The organism is Roseomonas sp. BN140053, from assembly GCF_047690175.1.
Taxonomy (GTDB): Bacteria; Pseudomonadota; Alphaproteobacteria; order Acetobacterales; family Acetobacteraceae; genus Roseomonas.
The window spans coordinates 88905-108173 of record NZ_JBLLEB010000003.1 but is presented as its reverse complement, the minus strand read 5'-3'; the positions used below and the strand labels follow the sequence as shown (position 1 = coordinate 108173).

Here is a 19269-nt window from a genome sequence, read left to right as displayed (position 1 = left end):
CGGTGCTGCTTCAACAGGTAGTGCAGATGCCCGGCCCAGGAAAGGGACCCGGGCCGGGCAGCACGCGGCCAGTGCCCGGCCCGGCGGCGATCCGCCGGTTGCAGAAGCGGCGCGATAGCGTCCGTGTGATTTTCCCGTGCGCAGCGGGGACAACCTCGCGCATTGCGGGGCCGGCTTGGGCGGGCCTAAGCTCAAGCCATGGATATTACCTGGGACTCGATCGAGACGGCGGACGACCTGCGTCTCGGCGAGGTCATGCCTGCCTGGTTCGCCGGCCGCATGATGGCGGACCGCTGGTGCTTCGGCCTGCTGCTGTCTTCCGGCCACACCATGCTGGTCGAGCGCATCGACGCAATCCACGTGTCCAACGCCGGCATCGTGCTGCTGGACGTGGAAATGTGCAGCGCGCCCGCCGATGCCGGGCCGATCCCCGGCACGCCGCTGCCCTCGCCCACGGGACGGTCGCGCGCCACGGTGAACCTGGCGCATGTGGTGGCGGCCTTCGAGCTGGCCGACGGCGACAACACCGAAGAGTAGAAACGGTCGGGGAAAGGGGGAGCCCTGTGGGGCGCTCCGCGGCACTCGGCCGGGAGGATGGTGCTGCTGCAGGGACTCGAACCCTGGACCTCTCCCTTACCAAGGGAGTGCTCTACCACTGAGCTACAGCAGCAGCATTCGGGCGCTTCCTAGCCTCGCTGCCGGAACACAGCAAGGGCCCCGGACGCTTCGCGGCGCCCGGGCCCGCGAAAACCGGGCGCCAGCGGGGAAACCCCGCTGGCGGAGCCCGCTCAGGCCTCAGCCGCCCGGCGGGGTGCGGCCCTGCGAGCGGTCATATTCGTCCACCATGCACTTCTCCACCGCGAAGGTGGTCTGCCAGCGCTGCTGGCAGGCAGGGCGGAAGGCTTCCTCCGGACGGGGCGCCGGGGCGGGAGCGGCAGGCGGGGGGGGCGTGGTGCATCCTGCCAGCACCAGCAGCGCGACGGCGATGGTTGCCCGCATTGGCTTTCCTTCCGTGTGAACCAGTCTGGCCGGGTGATAGGCATGCCCGGCCCGTCTCGACAACTGGGCAGCGGGCACATATCGCGATCGTTTCCATCCCGCCCGCATGGCCCGCCCTTGCCGCGCCGGCGCGGCAGCCCGGAGCCGCCATGCCCGACCGCGACGACGCGTCCCCCGCCCCGCTCCCGCCACCCGACTCGTCCCGCTCTTCCCGGGCGGAGCCGGCGCCCGCCCCGCCGCCGGACGCCACCGTGCCGGCCGGGCCAGCGCCTGCCCGGCCGCCCTCGCCCGCCCAAGCGGCGCGCGAAGCCCGCCTGGCGCGGGCGCTGCGCGACAACCTGCGGCGGCGCAAGACCCAGGCCCGGGCGCGGGAGGAAGGCGGGGAAGGCTGAGCCGCGCCGTGGCCGGTGGACGCCGCGGCACCCGGCGCGCTAACTGCCCGCACCGCGCGCTTCCAGGGATTCCCGCCCCACCATGCCGATCATGCCCGACACCTGGATCCGCCGCATGGCGTCCGAGCAGGGGATGATCGAGCCCTTCGTGGAAGCGCAGCGGCGGGAAGGGGTGATCTCCTTCGGCCTGTCCTCCTTCGGCTACGACGCGCGGGTGTCGGACGAGTTCAAGGTCTTCACCAACGTCGACAACGCCCTGGTGGACCCCAAGAACTTCGCCGAGGACAGCTTCGTCACCCGCAAGGGCCCGACCTGCATCATCCCGCCGAACTCCTTCGCCCTGGCCCATACGGTCGAGTATTTCCGCATCCCCCGCGACATCCTGGTGATCTGCCTGGGCAAGAGCACCTATGCGCGCTGCGGGCTGATCGTGAACGTCACGCCGCTGGAGCCGGAATGGGAGGGCCAGGTGACCATCGAGATCAGCAACACCACCCCCCTGCCCGCCCGCATCTACGCCGACGAGGGAATCTGCCAGTTCCTGTTCCTGCAGGGAGCCAGCGCGCCCGAGGTCAGCTATGCCGACCGCGCCGGGAAATACATGCGCCAGCGGGGCGTGGCGCTGCCTCGGCTCTGAAACGGGCGGGTGGAACCATCGGGAGGGGGAGAAGGAATTCTCCCCCTCCCGAACCCTCCTCCTCATCTTTTTTCGTTTCCCAGGGCTGGCGGCAAGGTGGGGTGCGCCGGAGGGCTTGGCCCTCCGGCGAGGGCGGCCTCCGCGCTCGTTGAAAGATTGATTTTCTTCGGTCTCGCAGTGCCGGACGTATTCACCCAGACCCGGCATCTCCCGAAAGAAGATGAGGGTGGGTCCGGGAGGGAGAATTCCTTCTCCCTCCCGGGGGCCACGGGTGCCCCCACGACCCGGGAGCTGCCGTGCCGCCCGCGCGTGTTGCCGGGCCTACCCTGCGGCGGATAAGAACGGCGGCGAGACCACACCGTCCCGGGCTGCACGGCGCTTCCGCCCTCCCGCCCCCAGGTTCCTGAGAAGGTTTTCGCGACCATGGACCGCATCCGTATCCGCGGCGGCCGCACCCTGCGCGGCACCATTCCCGTGGGCGGCGCCAAGAACGCGTCCCTGCCGCTGATGGCGGCCGCCCTGCTGACCGACGGTCCGCTGGTGCTGACCAACGCCCCCGCGCTGGACGACGTGCGCACCATGGCCCGCCTGCTGGAACAGCACGGGCTGGCGGTGGAGCACGACACGCGCACCCGCCAGATCAGCCTGAGCGGCGCCGCCACCAGCCTGGAAGCGCCCTACGACCTCGTGCGCAAGATGCGCGCTTCCGTGCTGGTGCTGGGCCCGCTGCTGGCCCGCTACGGCGAGGCGCGGGTCAGCCTGCCCGGCGGCTGCGCCATCGGCACGCGGCCGGTGGACCTACATCTGCGCGGGCTGGAACAGATGGGCGCCCGCATCAACCTCGACGGCGGCTATATCGGCGCCACGGTGTCGGGGCGGCTCAAGGGTGCGCGCATCCACTTCCCGCAGGTTTCCGTCGGCGCCACCGAGAACCTGCTGATGGCGGCCGCCCTGGCCGAGGGCACCACGGAGCTGCTGAACGCCGCGCGGGAGCCGGAGATCGGCGACCTCGCCGCCTGCCTCATCGCCATGGGCGCGCGGATCGAGGGCGTCGGCACCGACCGGCTGCTGGTGCACGGCGTGGACAGCCTGCACGGCGCCACGCATCCCGTGATCCCCGATCGCATCGAGGCCGGCACCTACGCCTGCGCCGCTGCCATCACCGGCGGCGAGGTGCTGCTGGAAGGCGCCAAGCTCGCCCATCTCGGCGCCTGCGCCCGCGTGCTGGCCGAAGCCGGGGTGGAGCTGGACGAGGTCCCCCAGGGCCTGCGCGTCCGCCGCGTCGACGGCCTGCGCGGCGTGGACATCATGACGGAGCCTTTCCCGGGCTTCGCCACGGACATGCAGGCACAGACCATGACGCTGATGTGCGTGGCCGAAGGCGCCTCGATGGTCACCGAGACCATCTTCGAGAACCGCTTCATGCACGTCCCCGAGCTGAACCGCATGGGCGCGCGCATCAACGTGCACGGCTCCTCCGCCATCGTGCGCGGCGTGGCCAGGCTGTCCGGCGCGCCTGTCATGGCCACCGACCTGCGCGCTTCCTTCTCGCTGGTGCTGGCCGGTTTGGCGGCGGCGGGGGACACGGTAGTGAACCGCGTCTACCACCTCGACCGCGGCTACGAGGGCGTGGAAGCCAAGCTCGCCGGCGTCGGCGCCGATATCGAGCGTTTGCGCGACTGACCGCGGGGGCTGCCGGACCTTTCCCATGGACCTTCCCATCCCCGACGCGTCCGCCGGTGCAGGCCCTGCTTCGCCCGCCGGCGCGGCGCCCGACCCGGCTGCGCTCCGCCCGGCCGAGAGCGGCCTGGTGCTGGCCCTGCCCAAGGGCCGCATCCTCAAGCAGCTCGGCCCGCTGCTGGCCCGTGCCGGCCTGGTGCCGGAGCCCGACTTCACCGACGAGGGCAGCCGCAAGCTGCGCTTTCGCACCAACCATCCCGGGCTGGACATCATCCGCGTCCGCTCCTTCGACGTGGCCACCTTCGTGGCCTTCGGCGCGGCGCAGATCGGCGTGTGCGGCGCCGACGTGCTGATGGAGTTCGACTACCCCGAGATCTACGCCCCCCTCGACCTGCGCATCGGCGCCTGCCGCGTCAGCGTGGCCGAGCCCGTCGAGCACGCCCGCCAGGACGACCCCGCGCGCTGGAGCACGGTGACGGTGGCCACCAAGTACCCGCGCATCGCCGCCCGCCACTTCGCCGCCCGCGGCGTGCAGGCCGAGATCGTCCACCTCAACGGCGCCATGGAGCTGGCCCCCGCCATGGGGCTGAGCCGGCTGATCGTGGACCTCGTGCAGACCGGCGCCACCCTGCAGGCCAACGGCTTGGTGGAAACGGAGGTCATCGCCCCCGTCACCTCCCGCCTGATCGTCAACCGCACCGCCCTGAAGACCGAACCCGAAGCGATCGGCGCCTGGATCGCCCGCCTGCGCGCGGCGCTGGACACTTGATGCGGCTGGGGCTGTCCGCTTCGGGCGCTGCGCTGGGCGACTCGCAGGGAGGGCTCTGCCCCCCTGCACCCCCCGCCAGGGAACTGAGTTCTCTGGACTTTCCATTCGTAAAAGAACGGCGCTGGTGGATGGGGTGTGCCCCACGACGCGGCTTCGCCGTCGTGGGGCACACCCCATCCACCAGCGCCAACTCACGGCGGGGTCCGGGGACCTACGAAGTCCCCGGCACGGGCAAAGGTGCAGCCTTTGCCTGGGGTGCAGGGGGCAGCGGCTCCTGCAGGCCCCGAGCGCCACGCCCAGACCGGAAAGCCCTCGCCGCATGAAGCGCCTCGACACACGCGATCCGGGCTTCGAGGCGGCCTTTGCGGCGCTGCTGGACGAGGCCCGGGATACCACGGCGCGGGTGGATGGGCCGGTGGCGGCGATCATCGCGCGGGTGCGGGCCGAGGGCGACGCGGCGCTGCTGGATCTGACGGCGCGCTTCGATCGCTGGACGCCGGGTGATGCCGGGGCCTTGCGGGTGGGGCCCGAGGAGATCGTGGCGGCGCGGGAGGCTTGCGCGCCGGAACTGCTGGCCGCGCTGGACACGGCGGCGCGGCGGATCGAGCGCTTCCACGCGGCACAGAAGCCGGCCGACCTCACTCTGCCCGAGGACGGGCTGACCCTGGGGATGCGCTGGGGGGCGGTGGATGCGGCGGGGCTGTATGTGCCCGGCGGCAAGGCGGCCTACCCCTCCTCCGTGCTGATGAACGCCATCCCCGCCCGGGTGGCGGGGGTGCCGCGGGTGGTGATGTGCGTGCCCACGCCGGACGGGCAGGTCGCGCCGCTGGTGCTGGCCGCCGCGGAGCGCGCGGGGGTGACGGAGATCTGGCGCATCGGCGGCGCGCAGGCAGTGGCGGCCCTGGCCTGGGGCACCGCCTCGATCGCGCCGGTGGACAAGATCGTGGGCCCCGGCAACGCCTTTGTCGCCGAGGCCAAGCGGCAGGTCTTCGGGCGGGTGGGGATCGATTCCATCGCCGGCCCTTCGGAGGTGGTGATCCTGGCCGACGCCGCGCAGGACCCGGCGCGGGTGGCGATGGACCTCCTCGCCCAGGCCGAGCACGATGAGGCGGCGCAGTCCATCCTGCTCACGGACAGCGTGGAACTGGCGGATGCCGTGGCCGCGGCGGTGGAGACGGCGCTACGGGACCTGCCCCGCGCCGCCATCGCCCGCGCTTCCTGGGACGCGCACGGCGCGGTGGTGCTGGTGCGCGACTGGGCGGAAGCGGCCGCCCTAACAGACCGCCTGGCGCCCGAGCATCTGGAATTGATGGTGGCCGACCCGGCCGCGCTGTTCGCCCGCATCCGCCACGCCGGCGCGGCCTTCCTGGGCCCCTGGTGCCCGGAAGCGCTGGGCGACTACGTGGCCGGGCCGAACCACGTGCTGCCGACGGGGCGCACCAGCCGCTTCGCTTCGGGGCTGAGCGTGTTCGACTTTCTCAAGCGCACCACCTGGGTCGCCGCGGAGGAAGCCGGGCTGCGGGCGATCGGCCCGGCGGCGGTGGCGCTGGCCGAAGCGGAAGGGCTGGGCGCGCACGCGCGTTCGGTGGCGATGCGACTGGAGGGGTGAGGCCCCGCTGCACCGTGGCCGAAGTCCTGGAAGGCTGGTGCCCGGGGAGGGATGCCACCCCTGCGCCGGGCTGACCTGTCGACGCCTTCGCTTGACCGGAACCAGCGCGGCGACCATGTTCCGGACGCTTTTACCCCCTAACCGGGGATGATCACGCACGCCCGCGGCGCTGCGCCTTCCTCCCCCCTGTGTAGATGAGGTTCCATGTCCAAAGAAGACATGATCGAGTTCAGCGGCCAAGTGACCGAGCTGCTGCCCAACGCAATGTTCCGGGTCAAGCTCGACAACGAGCACATGGTCCTGGCCCATACCAGCGGAAAAATGCGCAAGAACCGCATCCGCGTGCTGGCCGGCGACCGCGTCAACGTCGAGATGACGCCCTACGACCTGACCAAGGGCCGGATCACCTTCCGGTTCAAGTGACGCCTGCTTGCACGGGCCGGCTGTTATGACCGGCCCCGATGTGGATCGTCCGCCGCTGGTGCTGGCCAGTGCCAGTCCGCGCCGCCTGGAGATCCTCGCCCGCCTGGGCTTCGCGCCCGACCGGATCGACCCCGCCGACATCGATGAGACGCCCGCGGCCACCGAGCTGCCGCGCCTGCTCGCCGCCCGCCTGGCGCGGAGCAAGGCCGCCGCCGTGGCCGAACGTGCGCCCGAGGCGCTGGTGCTGTCCGCCGACACGGTGGTGGGGGTGGGCCGGCGCATCCTGGGCAAGCCCGCCGACGAAGCGGAGGCGCGCCGTTTCCTGCAGCTGCTCTCCGGCCGCCGCCACCGCGTTTATACGGGCGTGTGCCTGCTGGCCCCGGGCGGCGTGCGGCGCGAACGGCTGGTGACCACCATCCTGGCCTTTCAGCGCCTGACGGAAGACCAGATCACGGCCTATCTCGCCTCGGGCGAATGGCGCGGCTGCGCCGGCGGCTATTCCATCCAGGGCCGCGCGGAAGCCTTCGTGCGCAGCCTGTCGGGCAGCCACTCCAACGTCGTCGGCCTGCCGATGTTTGAAACGGCCCAGCTGCTGCGGGGCGTGGGATGGCTGCGGCCCTGAGCACGCGGATGTGGCGCGGGTGGCCGGCCGAGAGGGCAGCCTCCTCCTGCGGGCCAACCGGTGCCCCCTCCCCCGGCGTGGCGCCATGACCGGCAGCGTTCCGCAGATCCTGGTTTCCGTGTCGCCCGGCGAGCGCCGCACCGCGCTGCTGCGCGACGGCGTGCTGGAGGAAGCCTGGGTGGAACGGCCGGCGCGGCCGGACGGGGTGGGGGACCTGCATCTCGGCCGCGTCACGGCACGCGTGCCGGCCCTGTCGGGCGTGTTCGTGGCCCTGGCCGACGGCGAGAGCGGCTTTCTGCCGGACGCCCAGGGCGGCGCGGGCTTGTCGGAGGGCGACCACCGGCCGGTTCGGGTGCTGCGCGCGGCGCAGGGCGGCAAGGGGCCACGGCTGGACACCAAGGTGCCGGACGGGCTGCCGCGGGCCGGGCCGGTGCGGCTCCTGGCACGTGGGCCGACGGCGCCGCTGCGGCTGGCCCGCGCCTATCCGCAGGCCACCCTGCGCTGCGATGACGGGCGGGAGGTGGCAGCCCTGCGCGCCGCGCTGGACCCGTCCCGCCCGGTGCTGCTGCCCGGCCCGGCCTTCGACGACGCCACGGAAGCCGCCTTCGACGCCCTGGCCAGCCCGGAGGTGCCGCTGCCCGGCGGCGGCCGGCTGTTGATCCACCCCACCCCCGCGCTGGTGGCCATCGATGTGGATTCCGGCAGCGCCGCCGGACGCGGCGAGGGCGCGCATCGCCGCCTGAACGAGGCCGCCCTGGCCGAGGCGGCGCGCCAGATCCGCCTGCGCCGTCTGGCCGGGCCCATCCTGATCGACCTGGCCGGCATGGCGGCCACGGCGCGGGCGGGCTTCCTGCCGGCGCTGCGCGCGGCGGCCAGGCCGGACCCGCTGCTGCGCATCCTCGGCACCACGGCGCTGGGGTTGATCGAGACGGTGCGAACCCGCGTCCACCCGCCGCTGCACGAGGTGCTGGGCTTTCCCCCCTCCCCGCTCACGCAGGGGCTGGCTGCGCTGCGGCGGGCGGGGCGCGAGGCGGCGGCGCGCCCGGGTGCCCGTTTGGCGCTGCGGGCGCACCCCCATGTGCTGGCGGCGCTGCGCGCCCTGTCGGGCGCCCTGGAGGAAGCGGGCAACGCGCTGGCGCTGCGCCCCGACCCGGCGCTGGCCCCCGGACAAGAGGTGATCGAGGATGCCGCCTGACCCCCCGAAGCCCCGGCGCCCCGCCGCGCCGGCGGCCTGCCCCATCTGCGGCCGGCCCGTGGTGCCGCAGCACCGCCCCTTCTGCTCGCCGCGCTGCCGGCAGGTGGATTTAGGGCGCTGGTTGTCGGGGGACTACGCCATTCCCGGGGAACCCGTGGGCGCGCCGGACGAGGAAGACTGAGGGTTATTGCCGGAACGGGGCCCGGGCTGGGCAGGTGCTGGCTTGGCGACCTCGGCCCTTTGCGGAAACAAGCGCGCTGGCGGCAGTGGACAGGCCCGCCGGCACGGGCTATCTCCCCGCTCGCTTCTGCCGAGCCCAAGTGCCCAGGTAGCTCAGTTGGTAGAGCATGCGACTGAAAATCGCAGTGTCGGTGGTTCGATTCCGCCCCTGGGCACCACTTCCCAAACCGCTGAAATCCCACACGAATGACCCGACTAGGGGCAGCGCTGTCGTGCGTCAGAACTTCAGCGCTTAGCGGCTTGCGGACCCCTAGCGGACCCTTTTGCGTAGGGAGCGCAGGCATGCGCCCCTCCGCTACCTGTTCCAGTGCAGTCCAGTCCGGCGGATCTATGTCCGGCACCTACCCCGCCGATGCTGGCCTATCCGGGTCCGCCAACTCGCAGGGCACGGGGCCCCTCCATGGGTGCGAGGAATACGGGTGGCAACAGCGCGTCACTTCGCCAGCGTCAGGACGCGCAGGACATTTCCGAAATTGTGGCGCGCCCCGTCGGCCGGCCAACACGGCAGGCGCTAGCGGCAAAGTTACGCATGGCCCCGCTTTCGGAAACCGCTTCGGAAACACCCCTCCCCACGCCGGGGTGGGGCCCCTGACACTGTTTCCGAATACGGGTGGGCAATGCGCACGCGGTCCCCATCTCGCGGGGTGCAAAAGGGGTTTCCAGTTCGCACTTTCCACTTAAGCCGCTGTAATCGTTGGCAAGTGGATGCGAACAGGAGGTGCGAACGTTGGCAACCCCTGTTCGCACTGTTTCCACTTTGGGTTCGCAGTGTTTCCACTGGTGGAAACCCCGCCCCCGCCGCCATGCCGGTCCCCCGCGCTGGGGACCGGGGCAGGCCCCGCAGCTCAGGCGCCCGCGGCGCAGCTCCGCAGGTGCCCCACGTAGGCCCGCACCGCGGCCTCGGCGTCGAGCTGGCCGGCAGTCGCGGGGAGTGCGCCGCGCGCAGTCAAGCGGGCCACGGTGGCGGGCGTGACGCCCAGCAGCTCGGCCAGGCCGGCCGCGGTGGTGACAGCCGGGGCAGTGGTCGTGTCGGTGGTCATGGTGGCTAGATCCTTTCGTGAGGCTGCCCGAGGCCCGATGCCCCGGGGCGTCGTGGCCGGCGGGAGCCGGGCCGCGTCTCTATGCGGAGGGCTGCGGGGCCTGGGCCTGCCTGCCAGCGACGGCGGTGTGGCCGGACAGCGCGGCGCCGTCATCGAACGCCCCGCCAGCCCCTAGCTTCTCGGCTTCCCGGTCGGCCGAGGCGACGGCCTGCCGCTTCACGGCCGCCACAACCTCCGCTTCCGCCAGTTCGCTCAGGGCGTCGTGGATGTGGTCGGTAAGAACGGCCTGCACCTCCCGTGCGTCCGTCACGGTGGCGACCAGTGGCGCCGCGGCCGAGGGGATAGCGAGGAGGCGCGTGCGGGCGGCGCTGAGCATGCCGCCGACCACCCGCTCCATATCGTCGGAAGTGATCAGCCGGGCCTCTAGCCGCCCCACGATGGCCTCGCGCTGGCGAGCGGTGGCGGTCAGCAGGCGGACCCGGGCAGCTGTCACGTCGGAGGCGTCAGCACTGCGCCCGGCCGCCTGTTCCCGGAGGTGCCGGATGTAGGCCAGGCGGTAGGCGTCGAGGTTGGCGGACCCGCGCCGCAGCGGCGGGAATACCCCCCGCTTGCGCAGCTCCCGCACCGTTCGGTCGCTCAGGTCGAGGTGCGCGGCGACTTCGGCGTCCGTGGCCATCAACAGGAACTCCCTGGGCTCCGCTAGGATCTGGCTACCGCGGAAAATATCAACGTTAGCAATGGGTTATTTGGGGCCACCGAACCGGAAGCGGAACCCCCTTGCGATGCCTCGCACCTAGAGAACTGGCGAGCGTTGCCCACCCGTATTGCGCCGGATTATCGAGGGGCCCCCGGCACCGGCTGGACGAGGGACAGGGAGGCCGGTGCCGCTCGCCCCGCCGGCCGCTGCGCGTGCTGCCTCTCGCGTTCCTGCCGCCGGTCGATGTCGCTGCGCCCGTCCATCCGGCTGACGTGCTCGCCCTGCCCATGGCGCGCGTAGGCAATCAGGGTCTCGCTGATGACCTGCAGCGACGCAGCCACGTTGCGGTCAGGGAGACTGAGGAAGGCCGGAACGCGGGTAGTGAGCAGGTCGAGGTAGTCGGCTGCGGTAGGAGCCCAGACGATGCGGGAATCGTAGACGCAATCAAACGCCACCATCCAACCCCGCCTTTGGGTCAGTTCGCGGGATTCGACCTGCTGCACATGCTCCTCGCCGAAGACCGAATGGCCCATGCCCTCTCGGCTCGGCGCATCGCCCGTGAAGGAGGTAGCTAGCTCGAACGCCCACCACTCGGGGCGGGCTACCTCCTCAAAGCGGCCGTTGCTCCAGCGGATCACAGTCTCGTCAGTCATGTAATTTCTCCAGGGTTGCAGGTCTGCGGGCAGTGGTGCGCCGCGCGGTAGCCACGCAGCAGGCCGTCGCGCAGCGGATCGGTGGAGGCGGGCGAGTCGAGGCCAAGCCACTCGTCGAGGTCATCACGGGGCCGCGGAGCCGGCGGAGCTAGCTCTGTCGGGGCGGCGTAGTGCTCGGCCATCGCTGCGGCTTCAGCGGCGGCGGCCCGCATTTCCCGCGCGGTCAGCAGGTGGATGATCTCCGCCTTGTGCTGCCGGGCCTGCATCAGCAGCGCCGGGCTGGGCTGCGGGCCGCGGAGGCGCAGCAGATCGCCGTCTACCCAAGCGGTAACGCCGGCGGCCTCAAGCCGGGCGAGTGCGACTGCTGCACTCACAGCGCAGTTTCCCAAGATTCCGGCGTTGCTGCGGCGGTTGGCAGAGGCATAGGGGGCATAGGGGTCATAGGGGGCGGCGCAGAACGGCACTCAATGAAATCAGTGCTTTGCTGCCTATCGAAGGCCTCGGTGGCACCCCCTATGCCTACCCCTATGCCACCCCCTATGCCTCCATCTGCGGCGGGGGCCGGAGCAGAGGGAACCGGCCTAGCGGTGTCGCTCTGCCTGAGCGCGTAGGTGGCCACCGACCACTTCGCCTGGGTCTTCACCCGGGTCATCACCAGCCCGGCGATGCGAGCCCCGACCATCCGGCCCAGCTCGGCCGCCTGGAACTGCCGGCCGCGGTTCTGCGGGTCGAGGATAGCCCGCACGTCCTCGTGCAGATCCTTGCCCTGCATCGGCAGGTCATGGTGCTTCTGCCACCAGGTCGAGAACAGTTCCGCCATCTGTAGGCGTCCCTGATCCTGGGCCTTGGCCTCACCGATGCGCTCGGCGGGGTCCATGCAGCCCAGGGCGAGAAGAGGATCGCGAACCCAGCGCGCCCACTGGCCGAAGCTGCCCAGGGCCAGGCCGGGCTTGATGGCGTCGCCAGCCTGCCGTCCCCAGCGCCAGATGGTGAGCAGCGCGGCCAGGAGTTCCGCCCGGCGGGCGGCCACCTCCGCCAACAGGTCGCCCGTGAAGGCGCGCGCCTCGGGGTTCTCCGTGCGCGGGTCCAGCTGCACGGTGACGAACCGCCGCGCCAGATCCTCTACGGCGGTCAGGCCGTTGCCCGTCAGCACGATGAAGGCAGTCGCGTTGAGCGGCAGCATCTGCGACTTGCCCAGCAGCCGCACGCGGGCGGGGCGTTCCGTGATGGCGCTAGCGAGGAGATCCGAGGAAAAGGCCCGGTTGTTGAGGTTGTCGAGGAACAGCGCCGGCGCACCCTCCATCAGCTCGGCCGCGATTCGCTTCTCCAGCTCCTCGGCCGTGGCGCCGCCGGTGACGGCGTGAGGCGAGCGTCCAAAGGCGATGGTGCAGATCGCGCGGGCCAGCAGGCCCTTGCCGGCACCAGCGCCGCTCATAGGCGCCGCGCCCAACAGCAGCCCAGGGGCGAGGTGCAGGCTGGGCCGGCACGCCGCGGTCAGCAGGCCCACCAGAAAGCCGCTCTCGTCGGCGCCAGGCGGGACGGTGAGGTCCACCACGGGCGTCGATGCGTCGGCCTCCTGCACCAGCGCGGCATCGCCGAAGGGGAACGTTCGGAAGGTATGCCGCAGAAGCTGCAGCGCCGCCTGGGCCTGCTGCTGAGTGGGCTGGGCCGGCACCAGCGCCGACAGGTCCGGGACGTTCTCGCACCACATCCCGGAAGCCGCGTCGTAGCCGTCAGCGGCGTAGATCCTGCCGTCCTCGCGCAGCAGCGGCGCCGAGGCGATGCCGTTCAGCACCGGCAGCCGCCACTCACCGCGCCAGTCTAAGTACATTGTGGCCGTGGCACGCGGGAGGCGCGCGTTGGTCTCCTCCAACGCGCCCTCCGCAGTCTCGCGCATCACGAAGGGGCGGCAGGAGCGATGGGTCTCAAGCACCACCGAATCCGCCGTCATGGTCTGCGCCACCATGCCGCGCTGGATCTGATCGTAGGCCAAGCGCACCGGCACGCCGCGGTCGAACATCCGGCCGGTCTTGGCGAGGATGTCGCGCATCGCCGCGACGGTGCGGTCCGGGTTGTGCGGCTCCAGCAGGAGGCGTGGCTTGTCGTCGTCGCCCGGGCTGGCTGACATGCTGCGGTCATACAGGCGCTCCAGCTGGCGGCTGTCCACGCTCGCGGCCCAGGCCGCGGTGTCAGGGTGCTCCGCCACAGCGGCCAGCACGTCGGCCTGCCCAAAGCCGCAGCGCTTCAGGGAAGCGGCCAGGGCGAAGGCGAGGCCGCTGCCGCTGGTGTCGCGGACGCCGGTCCAATCGCCCTCCCAGCGCTGTTTCAGCCGGCGCTTAGCAGTGTTGAGCCGGTCCTCGCTGATCAGCGCCGCGATGCGTGCCGCGACGGGCTGTCCGGTGTCGCCGCGGGTCGCGCTCTCGGCCAGCTGCCGGCGCTCCCGCTTCTCCTGCCGGGCCGCACCCTTCGGCTCGGGGATGGTGGGCTTGCCGGACAGCTCGGGCCCGGCTTCCAGGGCCAGCCATTCGAAGAAGTCGAGGTCGAGCGTCCGCAGCGTGTCGGGCGTGGTGCCCACTCGCTGCTCGGTCCAGGCGAAATACCTGTTGCCCAGGTGAAGCTCGATCGCCGGCGGGTGGTCGCGCTGGCCCGGCTCGGCCCAGGTGAAGCCCCAGACCGGCGTGCCATCGGCCCGCGGCGGCAGCAGGGCACGGATCGCGTCGAGATCCGCGATGCTGGCCAGGAAGTAGAGCTTGGCGCCGGTGCCCGAGGGCGACACCTCGGCGTAGGTGTCGGCCAGCTGCAGCACGGCTTCAGCCCAGGTGGTCAGTGCGCCGCTGCTGGGATCGCGGCAGGTGTCGAGGTCGATCCCGCCCAGGAAGGTGCCGTCGCCCAGGTCGCCGAGTTCGATGCCGATGCCGCCAAGCTGGACCGGATCGCGCCGGCTGTCGGCGGCGACGGCTTCGGCGTGCGTGCCCCAGGTGGTGGAATCGTCTGCCTTCGCGCGCCGCCCGGTGCTGGGCGAGAAGGGCACCTTCGTGGGCTTGCCTGGGCTGCCGTCACGCTTCGGTCTGGCTTCTAGTCGCCAGATTACCCAGCGGGGGCGGCCGTGTAGCGTGGGCAGCGGCAGCATTAATGGTTCCCCTCCATCTGACGCTTGGCGGCGATCGCCGCAGCGACGGTGGCGAACACGTGCAGCGTCGGGCGGCGGGTCAGGGTGTGCGACGGCGGCACCAACAGTGCAGCGCGTGGCTCACCCGATGCGTCAGGTGCATCGGGCAGCAGGTGCAGCCGGATCGGGGCGGCGCAGTTCACGGAAGCGCTGTGCTGGCCGTGTGAGTCTCGAAGCATGGTCGGGCTCCACATCAGGAAGGGAGCCGCGAAAGGGGCTGGCGAAGCAGCGAGGGAAGCGCTATGTGCGGCTTGTCAGTGTCCGCGTAGCGTCGTGTTTGTGTCCCTCGCAGCCCGCCCGGTGGTAGCCCCGCCGCGGCGGGTTTGCTTTTTCAGGCGGTGCGCTGAGCCAGCTCGGCCGCGCGGTGCGGGAACGTGCGGCTCGCCAGCCACTCGTCGGTCTTGGTGGGATCGTAGAGAATGCGCCGCAGCCCAGCACGGATGTAGGGCGGGCCGTTTCCCTCCGCGCGCCATCGCTGCAGCGTGCGGCGCGACACTTCGATGCGCTGTGCTTCTGCGCCTTCGTCAAGATACCGCTTGGTGTCCGCGGTCATTGGTGGTCCCTTCGACTCGCGATGCGCCATGCATCGCCGGGACAGTCCAATAGCCGCACAGATCAGCCGCATGTAATGGGCAAACCTGTGGGGGTGGTTTCGCCAGGGCAGAACCTCCCCCCTCGGTTTTGCCCTGACGAAACCTACCCCTCTGGTTCTGCCACCTTGCCCGTCGCAAAATGCCGCCCCTCGCGAATGCGACGATTCATGCTGCGCTCGTCGGCGATCTTCGCCCGCTCCATGATGACTGCCAGAGCCTCGCTCGCCGACACGCCGCGTGCGCGCATAGCCTCGTAGGAACGGAATTCCTGCATTTTCTGGGTTGTTGCCTCGAACGAAGCAAAGGCGTTCCAGCCGTCGCGAGTTAGTCCTAACGCAGTGGGCACAAGCTTCATTGCGTCGGGCTGGGATATCCTCGAGGCGGCCACGTGCTCGTGCCACGCTGGCGACCCCAGAGCAGCCTTTTCGCTTTCGTACTGGTCGAAGTTGAATGGAGGCGCCTCTACCCGGAAGTCGATCCCCGCCGACAAGTCCACCATCTTCTCCGTGACTGCTACTAAGTACTCGGCGCACCATCCCGGTATCGCGAATTCGTCGCCGATAGGGCCGTCCAGCAACGAACCCAGTCTTGCGTGGAAAATCTGGTACAGCCCCCACCATACATACACCGGGTTGCGTGTCTGTCGGGCGAGTTGGTGGTAGCGCTCCAAGGAAGCCGCGAGGTCTTTCTGCTTGTCGCTGACTGGCTCCTCGGGAGATATCTCGTCGTGGCCCATGCATCACCTCTGCGGGTCGTTGCGCGACTGCGGTTTGCTGGCCCAGGTGCTCCGCCCGCATGGACGTAAGGCTGCCTGGCCACACTTTCCTGCCCATGAGCATACCGCCAAAGCTCGCCATTGTTCACTGTCCGTTCTCAGAAGTACGCAGAGCCCGCCACCCCACGGCAGCGGGCTCCGGCTACTGGGATGTGGACGCCTAGCTCAGCGCCAACTCGGGCTCGCCGCTCAGCTGGGCCACGTGCTGACGGGCGGCGTTCCTGGCCCGCTCCCTGGCGCCCTCGGCCCGTCGCTCCAGTCCCTTAAGCCCGCAGCGTTCGGCCTCGGCGTCCCAGCGCCCGCACGCCTCGCGCACGGCTGCCAGCACGGCTGCACGCTCGCCCTGGTGCTGGTAATCGAGGTCAAGGCGCCGCCACAGCTTCTTGGCGCTGTCGGGGCTGCTGGCATGGATTGGCACCGCAGCGCCGCCGGGCAGGGTGATGTGGCCCAGCGTCAGCCCGCGCGCGCCGATACGCTGCTCCAGTTCGGCACGGCCACGGCGGACGGCAGCCTGCAGGGCGTGCGCCTCGGCCTGGGCGGCCTGCCAGTCGGAAGGGGGAACCGTCGCGGTACCCCCCTGCGCCAAGGGAGGGGCCGTGGTGGCCTGCCCTTGGATGCTGGGCAGGCCGGTGATGGAGACGGTCACGGCGAGGCCGAGAGGAGGAAGTGCGCTGGCCATCAGAGCAGTCCTCCGAGGAGGAGGGCCAGGGTGGCCAGGGCCACCGTACTGCTGGGCAGCGTTGGGGGCGGCAGAGGCGGCCAGCTGTCTGTGGCCATGTAGGCCAGGGCGCGGTCGGTGTAGGTCACGCGGGGCGTAGGTGCGCCTCTTCTGTCCCGGACCCCGGATGTGGGGAGCGGGAGCGGTCTTCTGGGCGTGGGTGTGGTATGGGCGTGGGTAGCCATGGCTTGCTGACCTCCATCAGCGGGTTGTGGTCAGGCCGGGCGCGGGAGCTTCCACCTTCCCGCTCGGCCGCTTTCGTGTTAGCACCGAAGAATGGCTATGGCAATTCGTGTTTACACGAAAAAGCAGCGAGCAGCGCAGCCCGGCACACTGGTCGGTGTGCGCCTTCAGCCCGACGCTCTCGCCCGGGTCGACGCTTGGATTGCTCAGCAGCCCGACACGCCCACACGCCCCGAAGCTGTCCGTCGGCTCATGGAGGCGGGGCTGCGTCAGGCTGGCGCTTCGGACGCTTGATGCCCGACACTGAGGGCCGCCTCTCGGAGACGACGCACCAGGAAGCTATGGTTTCCCGTCCACCTGACGGCGACCAGGAGACTGATCTTGCCCGTCTTGGCCGTGAGTTGGACGAAGTTAAAGGACAGCTTTGGGAACTGCAGAAGAAGGAAAAGCAGTCCGAGAGAACGAGCGCTGAGCGTATTGCCACCTTGGAAAAGGATCTCAAGGCGGCGCGTGCTTACACGCTAGATGCTGGCCTGGCGCGGATCGAAGCTGAGGGAAAGCTTCGGGCGCTACGTGCCGCCATCATGGGCGTACCGGGCCTCAGCGGATGGCTGCTTCGGCGAGCCGCGCGAAAACTGGTGGACAGCGCACAATGACCCCTGAGCAGTGCCGCGAAGCGCGCAGGCTCCTCGGCTGGACCTACCAGCAGGCGGCAATAAAGTAGCCTGAGATAGATGGCAGCAGCGTGCCGGCCGGTCGACAAAGCACTACAAAAGGAATGAGGAGTATGGCCCAGCCACCAAACGGACGTGAACGGGACGTGCTGCGTCGCCTGTCGGGTGAGGAGTGGGAGCACTTGGCGCAGCTCTACGCGGGCGAGAAGACGATCAGCACCCTACTGGAACGTCAGTGGGTCGAAGAGCTTCCGTTGCTTCTCAGCGGTACACGCCGGCTGCGGATTACCCCGGCCGGGAAGGTAGCACTGACCATGCCGGCGCCTGAGAAGCCTAAGAGGGCCAAGCTGCCGATGCTGAAGCCTATAGTTCCTATTTTGCGTGACCGGTAAAGAAAGGAGGCTCCGCGCGTCTTCTCTATCCCACCACTCTGCGTTGCAACACTTATCGTTTTAGGGAGAATTCAAGAATGGCCTGGGTGGAATGTGGACGCTGCCACGTATTTCTTGAGATGGTCAGAGTGAGCCGAAATCAACTCCGAACCGTTTGGGACGATGAAGCTACTTTCGCCTGCCTAGAATTTAAAGAGCGCTTAGCTGCCGGAGAAGCAGTCCAGCCAGGCGAGTGCGAAGCTGCCAAAGAAGCAATGAAAGACGCCGTAAACGACGGCCGGCTTTAGCCTGGAAGGTTAGAAGGAAGCATTCTTGCGCAATGCATCCGATCACCATTCATGCTCATTATCTGCGCGCCGAAAAACAGGAGAGTGAGAATCGAGATCCATGGGATGGAACGCAAAGTTGCCCAAAGTGTCCTTGATCAAGGCATGGCCTGGCAGACGAATAGCCGCCACAAAGTCACCCACATTATCGTTTACAGTTGCGAGCTTGCTTGCATCTACGACAACCTCACCAAGCTTCGACCTATTCCCAGTATATAAATAGGGCAAAGTGTACTCAACAACCCAAATTAGAGGCGGAAGAGGCGAGTAGAGAGCAAGCTGTTGATCAGTCACTTTGCTAGCGTCGTGGCCAACAGAAGCCTTCAAATGCTCCATGTACTCTTCTCTGGTCAGCAAAACCGTCCGGAGAACGAAGTTTTGATGCTGCCGAGTGATGTAAGAAAACCATTGACCTTTGCCGAGTGGGGCAAAGTTTACAAGATTATTGGAGAGTGCTGCAGTCGCAATAGCTTCCGCGACATGTGGAGCTGTAGCAGGTGAGTGAGGCATCACCGCAATAATCCAGTGCGCTTTGACATCCGGATTAGAATCAAGCGCACGACTACTCAGCGTGAAATAGGGCCCAAAATTATCGTCGTGAATAAGATAATTACTAATCCACGCGCTGCTTGAATAGAACGGCGCCGAACTCGGCCCACCGTAGGCCGGTATCGCTTCTGGGTGCCATTGGTCGGAATTTCGGGTGTGGCCGTAAACAGTAACCACATGCTCTTCCGCACCAGCGGTAGTGAACACGAGGAGGCACATATAGCCCGACTCTAGTATGGAAGCGAGTGACGAAAGATAGACCGCATTCTCCAAGCCTGAGCAATTAATGATAACTGACTTTGCCGCGCCAGATGCATTGATCACATCATGGACCTGCTCAACGCTTAGCCCAGACAGCGGGGGACTAACATTCAGAAACTTGTTGATCCCAGCGCTTGTGAGAAATTGCTCAGGATTTCCAATAGTGTTTACTGCCATTCGTAAGCAGGCATGCGCACAAACATGCGTCTTAGAGTTTTGCTGGCAATAAAATATCCCTTTTACCGACAGTAGATGGCCTTCTACCTCACGCTCAAACGTATTTTCAGAATATACGTAATTATTCAGGAGGCGACGCCCATTCCCGTCAAGCGAAGGAGACTTAAACACAGCCTCCATGACATAACTACAGTCAAATTCCACAGCGCCAGGCTTGCGATAATTAATAAGGGTGACTTGGCCGAGGAAGCTTTCGTTTCCTACCTCAGTGAGATCTGATGGAAGATCAAGACAAGAAAAAAAAAGAGAGCGCGACAGCCTCAGCTGCGCCTCCTCCACCCTCAATCGCATCGAGGGCGTCCAACTCTTCTCGAACCTCTGGGCGCGCAAGAGCCGACTCGACCACAACATGGCGAACACCCTGCTTCCGAGCGAGGGTGCAAATACGTCGAAGCGGACGAGGCTCACACCCCTTCCACTTCCAGTACACGTCCAC

General features: G+C 68.6%; 24 protein-coding genes and 2 tRNA genes. 13 read left to right on the top strand and 13 right to left on the bottom strand.

Annotated features, from left to right (window positions below; all coding sequences use genetic code 11):
• The first annotated feature begins 198 nt into the window (after window positions 1-198).
• Window positions 199-537, top strand: coding sequence for a hypothetical protein (locus ACLIBK_RS04490; RefSeq protein WP_415386027.1), 339 nt, complete (start codon window positions 199-201; stop codon window positions 535-537).
• A gap of 58 nt (window positions 538-595) precedes the next feature.
• Here ACLIBK_RS04490 and ACLIBK_RS04485 read toward each other — a convergent pair.
• Together ACLIBK_RS04485 and ACLIBK_RS04480 are read right to left on the bottom strand one after the other, a co-directional pair.
• Window positions 596-670 (bottom strand) — tRNA-Thr (locus ACLIBK_RS04485).
• Between the two features lie 125 nt (window positions 671-795).
• Complete coding sequence (locus tag ACLIBK_RS04480; RefSeq protein ID WP_415386026.1) at window positions 796-999, bottom strand: hypothetical protein; 204 nt, start codon at window positions 997-999, stop codon at window positions 796-798.
• A gap of 149 nt (window positions 1000-1148) precedes the next feature.
• Here ACLIBK_RS04480 and ACLIBK_RS04475 point away from each other — a divergent pair, with 149 nt between their 5' ends.
• The 10 genes from ACLIBK_RS04475 (at window position 1149) to ACLIBK_RS04430 (ending at window position 8724) form a co-directional block, all read left to right on the top strand.
• A complete protein-coding gene (locus tag ACLIBK_RS04475) occupies window positions 1149-1391 on the top strand; it encodes a hypothetical protein (RefSeq protein ID WP_415386025.1) in 243 nt (80 codons plus the stop codon).
• 82 nt (window positions 1392-1473) lie between these two features.
• Window positions 1474-2028, top strand: a complete 555-nt coding sequence (gene dcd / locus ACLIBK_RS04470; RefSeq protein ID WP_415386024.1) for a dCTP deaminase — start codon at window positions 1474-1476, stop codon at window positions 2026-2028.
• 423 nt (window positions 2029-2451) lie between these two features.
• Window positions 2452-3711, top strand: a complete 1260-nt coding sequence (gene murA, locus ACLIBK_RS04465; protein ID WP_415386023.1) for a UDP-N-acetylglucosamine 1-carboxyvinyltransferase — start codon at window positions 2452-2454, stop codon at window positions 3709-3711.
• Window positions 3712-3736: 25 nt separating this feature from the next.
• Complete coding sequence (gene hisG, locus ACLIBK_RS04460; RefSeq protein WP_415386022.1) at window positions 3737-4477, top strand: ATP phosphoribosyltransferase; 741 nt, start codon at window positions 3737-3739, stop codon at window positions 4475-4477.
• Between the two features lie 319 nt (window positions 4478-4796).
• Window positions 4797-6086, top strand: coding sequence for a histidinol dehydrogenase (gene hisD / locus ACLIBK_RS04455; protein WP_415386021.1), 1290 nt, complete (start codon window positions 4797-4799; stop codon window positions 6084-6086).
• A gap of 204 nt (window positions 6087-6290) precedes the next feature.
• Complete coding sequence (gene infA, locus ACLIBK_RS04450; protein WP_415386020.1) at window positions 6291-6509, top strand: translation initiation factor IF-1; 219 nt, start codon at window positions 6291-6293, stop codon at window positions 6507-6509.
• Between the two features lie 25 nt (window positions 6510-6534).
• Window positions 6535-7131: a Maf family protein gene (locus ACLIBK_RS04445; RefSeq protein WP_415386019.1), complete on the top strand. Its 597-nt coding sequence runs from the start codon at window positions 6535-6537 to the stop codon at window positions 7129-7131.
• Between the two features lie 85 nt (window positions 7132-7216).
• Window positions 7217-8326 (top strand): ribonuclease E/G, encoded by a 1110-nt coding sequence (locus tag ACLIBK_RS04440; protein ID WP_415386018.1) that lies wholly within the window; start codon window positions 7217-7219, stop codon window positions 8324-8326.
• Entirely contained in the window at window positions 8316-8507 is a 192-nt protein-coding gene (locus ACLIBK_RS04435; protein ID WP_415386017.1) for a DNA gyrase inhibitor YacG, read from the top strand. Before ACLIBK_RS04440 ends, ACLIBK_RS04435 begins: the two co-directional genes overlap by 11 nt.
• 141 nt (window positions 8508-8648) lie before the next feature.
• A tRNA-Phe gene (locus tag ACLIBK_RS04430) sits at window positions 8649-8724 on the top strand.
• Between the two features lie 687 nt (window positions 8725-9411).
• On the opposite strand, the gene ACLIBK_RS04425 is transcribed toward ACLIBK_RS04430, so the two are convergent.
• The 10 genes from ACLIBK_RS04425 to ACLIBK_RS04380 all read right to left on the bottom strand — a co-directional run bounded on the left by ACLIBK_RS04425 (window position 9412) and on the right by ACLIBK_RS04380 (window position 16300).
• The gene (locus tag ACLIBK_RS04425) at window positions 9412-9606 is read right to left on the bottom strand and encodes a hypothetical protein (protein ID WP_415386016.1); all 195 of its coding nucleotides are present in this window, start codon (window positions 9604-9606) and stop codon (window positions 9412-9414) included.
• A gap of 79 nt (window positions 9607-9685) precedes the next feature.
• Window positions 9686-10282 (bottom strand): hypothetical protein, encoded by a 597-nt coding sequence (locus tag ACLIBK_RS04420; RefSeq protein WP_415386015.1) that lies wholly within the window; start codon window positions 10280-10282, stop codon window positions 9686-9688.
• Window positions 10283-10440: 158 nt separating this feature from the next.
• Complete coding sequence (locus ACLIBK_RS04415) at window positions 10441-10956, bottom strand: hypothetical protein (RefSeq protein ID WP_415386014.1); 516 nt, start codon at window positions 10954-10956, stop codon at window positions 10441-10443.
• The gene (locus tag ACLIBK_RS04410; protein ID WP_415386013.1) at window positions 10953-11330 is read right to left on the bottom strand and encodes a hypothetical protein; all 378 of its coding nucleotides are present in this window, start codon (window positions 11328-11330) and stop codon (window positions 10953-10955) included. Before ACLIBK_RS04410 ends, ACLIBK_RS04415 begins: the two co-directional genes overlap by 4 nt.
• The gene (locus tag ACLIBK_RS04405) at window positions 11327-13987 is read right to left on the bottom strand and encodes a hypothetical protein (protein WP_415386012.1); all 2661 of its coding nucleotides are present in this window, start codon (window positions 13985-13987) and stop codon (window positions 11327-11329) included. Before ACLIBK_RS04405 ends, ACLIBK_RS04410 begins: the two co-directional genes overlap by 4 nt.
• A gap of 98 nt (window positions 13988-14085) precedes the next feature.
• Window positions 14086-14304, bottom strand: a complete 219-nt coding sequence (locus tag ACLIBK_RS04400; RefSeq protein WP_415386011.1) for a hypothetical protein — start codon at window positions 14302-14304, stop codon at window positions 14086-14088.
• Between the two features lie 152 nt (window positions 14305-14456).
• On the bottom strand, window positions 14457-14678 hold the full coding sequence (locus ACLIBK_RS04395; RefSeq protein ID WP_415386010.1) for a helix-turn-helix transcriptional regulator: 222 nt from the start codon (window positions 14676-14678) through the stop codon (window positions 14457-14459).
• A 143-nt stretch (window positions 14679-14821) separates the two neighbouring features.
• Window positions 14822-15454, bottom strand: coding sequence for a hypothetical protein (locus ACLIBK_RS04390; RefSeq protein WP_415386009.1), 633 nt, complete (start codon window positions 15452-15454; stop codon window positions 14822-14824).
• A 199-nt stretch (window positions 15455-15653) separates the two neighbouring features.
• Window positions 15654-16172 (bottom strand): hypothetical protein, encoded by a 519-nt coding sequence (locus ACLIBK_RS04385; protein ID WP_415386008.1) that lies wholly within the window; start codon window positions 16170-16172, stop codon window positions 15654-15656.
• Window positions 16172-16300 carry a hypothetical protein gene (locus tag ACLIBK_RS04380; RefSeq protein ID WP_415386007.1) on the bottom strand — a complete coding sequence of 43 codons (129 nt, stop codon included), beginning with the start codon at window positions 16298-16300 and terminating at the stop codon, window positions 16172-16174. Before ACLIBK_RS04380 ends, ACLIBK_RS04385 begins: the two co-directional genes overlap by 1 nt.
• 387 nt (window positions 16301-16687) lie before the next feature.
• Between ACLIBK_RS04380 and ACLIBK_RS04375 the strand changes: the two genes are divergently transcribed.
• Together ACLIBK_RS04375 and ACLIBK_RS04370 are read left to right on the top strand one after the other, a co-directional pair.
• Window positions 16688-17050, top strand: a complete 363-nt coding sequence (locus ACLIBK_RS04375) for a hypothetical protein (protein WP_415386006.1) — start codon at window positions 16688-16690, stop codon at window positions 17048-17050.
• A 131-nt stretch (window positions 17051-17181) separates the two neighbouring features.
• Window positions 17182-17460, top strand: a complete 279-nt coding sequence (locus ACLIBK_RS04370; RefSeq protein ID WP_415386005.1) for a hypothetical protein — start codon at window positions 17182-17184, stop codon at window positions 17458-17460.
• Window positions 17461-17789: 329 nt separating this feature from the next.
• Here ACLIBK_RS04370 and ACLIBK_RS04365 read toward each other — a convergent pair whose 3' ends face one another.
• Complete coding sequence (locus tag ACLIBK_RS04365) at window positions 17790-19124, bottom strand: hypothetical protein (protein WP_415386004.1); 1335 nt, start codon at window positions 19122-19124, stop codon at window positions 17790-17792.
• Between the last annotated feature and the right edge of the window lie 145 nt (window positions 19125-19269).

Bases quoted from the DNA above. Each gene is read 5' to 3' on its own strand.
- ACLIBK_RS04490 (WP_415386027.1), top strand. From the start codon at position 199: ATGGATATTACCTGGGACTCGATCGAGACGGCGGACGACCTGCGTCTC.
- ACLIBK_RS04480 (WP_415386026.1), bottom strand. From the start codon at position 999: ATGCGGGCAACCATCGCCGTCGCGCTGCTGGTGCTGGCAGGATGCACC.
- ACLIBK_RS04475 (WP_415386025.1), top strand. From the start codon at position 1,149: ATGCCCGACCGCGACGACGCGTCCCCCGCCCCGCTCCCGCCACCCGAC.
- dcd (WP_415386024.1), top strand. From the start codon at position 1,474: ATGCCGATCATGCCCGACACCTGGATCCGCCGCATGGCGTCCGAGCAG.
- murA (WP_415386023.1), top strand. From the start codon at position 2,452: ATGGACCGCATCCGTATCCGCGGCGGCCGCACCCTGCGCGGCACCATT.
- hisG (WP_415386022.1), top strand. From the start codon at position 3,737: ATGGACCTTCCCATCCCCGACGCGTCCGCCGGTGCAGGCCCTGCTTCG.
- hisD (WP_415386021.1), top strand. From the start codon at position 4,797: ATGAAGCGCCTCGACACACGCGATCCGGGCTTCGAGGCGGCCTTTGCG.
- infA (WP_415386020.1), top strand. From the start codon at position 6,291: ATGTCCAAAGAAGACATGATCGAGTTCAGCGGCCAAGTGACCGAGCTG.
- ACLIBK_RS04445 (WP_415386019.1), top strand. From the start codon at position 6,535: ATGACCGGCCCCGATGTGGATCGTCCGCCGCTGGTGCTGGCCAGTGCC.
- ACLIBK_RS04440 (WP_415386018.1), top strand. From the start codon at position 7,217: ATGACCGGCAGCGTTCCGCAGATCCTGGTTTCCGTGTCGCCCGGCGAG.
- ACLIBK_RS04435 (WP_415386017.1), top strand. From the start codon at position 8,316: ATGCCGCCTGACCCCCCGAAGCCCCGGCGCCCCGCCGCGCCGGCGGCC.
- ACLIBK_RS04425 (WP_415386016.1), bottom strand. From the start codon at position 9,606: ATGACCACCGACACGACCACTGCCCCGGCTGTCACCACCGCGGCCGGC.
- ACLIBK_RS04420 (WP_415386015.1), bottom strand. From the start codon at position 10,282: ATGGCCACGGACGCCGAAGTCGCCGCGCACCTCGACCTGAGCGACCGA.
- ACLIBK_RS04415 (WP_415386014.1), bottom strand. From the start codon at position 10,956: ATGACTGACGAGACTGTGATCCGCTGGAGCAACGGCCGCTTTGAGGAG.
- ACLIBK_RS04400 (WP_415386011.1), bottom strand. From the start codon at position 14,304: ATGCTTCGAGACTCACACGGCCAGCACAGCGCTTCCGTGAACTGCGCC.
- ACLIBK_RS04395 (WP_415386010.1), bottom strand. From the start codon at position 14,678: ATGACCGCGGACACCAAGCGGTATCTTGACGAAGGCGCAGAAGCACAG.
- ACLIBK_RS04390 (WP_415386009.1), bottom strand. From the start codon at position 15,454: ATGGGCCACGACGAGATATCTCCCGAGGAGCCAGTCAGCGACAAGCAG.
- ACLIBK_RS04385 (WP_415386008.1), bottom strand. From the start codon at position 16,172: ATGGCCAGCGCACTTCCTCCTCTCGGCCTCGCCGTGACCGTCTCCATC.
- ACLIBK_RS04375 (WP_415386006.1), top strand. From the start codon at position 16,688: ATGCCCGACACTGAGGGCCGCCTCTCGGAGACGACGCACCAGGAAGCT.
- ACLIBK_RS04370 (WP_415386005.1), top strand. From the start codon at position 17,182: ATGGCCCAGCCACCAAACGGACGTGAACGGGACGTGCTGCGTCGCCTG.
- ACLIBK_RS04365 (WP_415386004.1), bottom strand. From the start codon at position 19,124: ATGCGATTGAGGGTGGAGGAGGCGCAGCTGAGGCTGTCGCGCTCTCTT.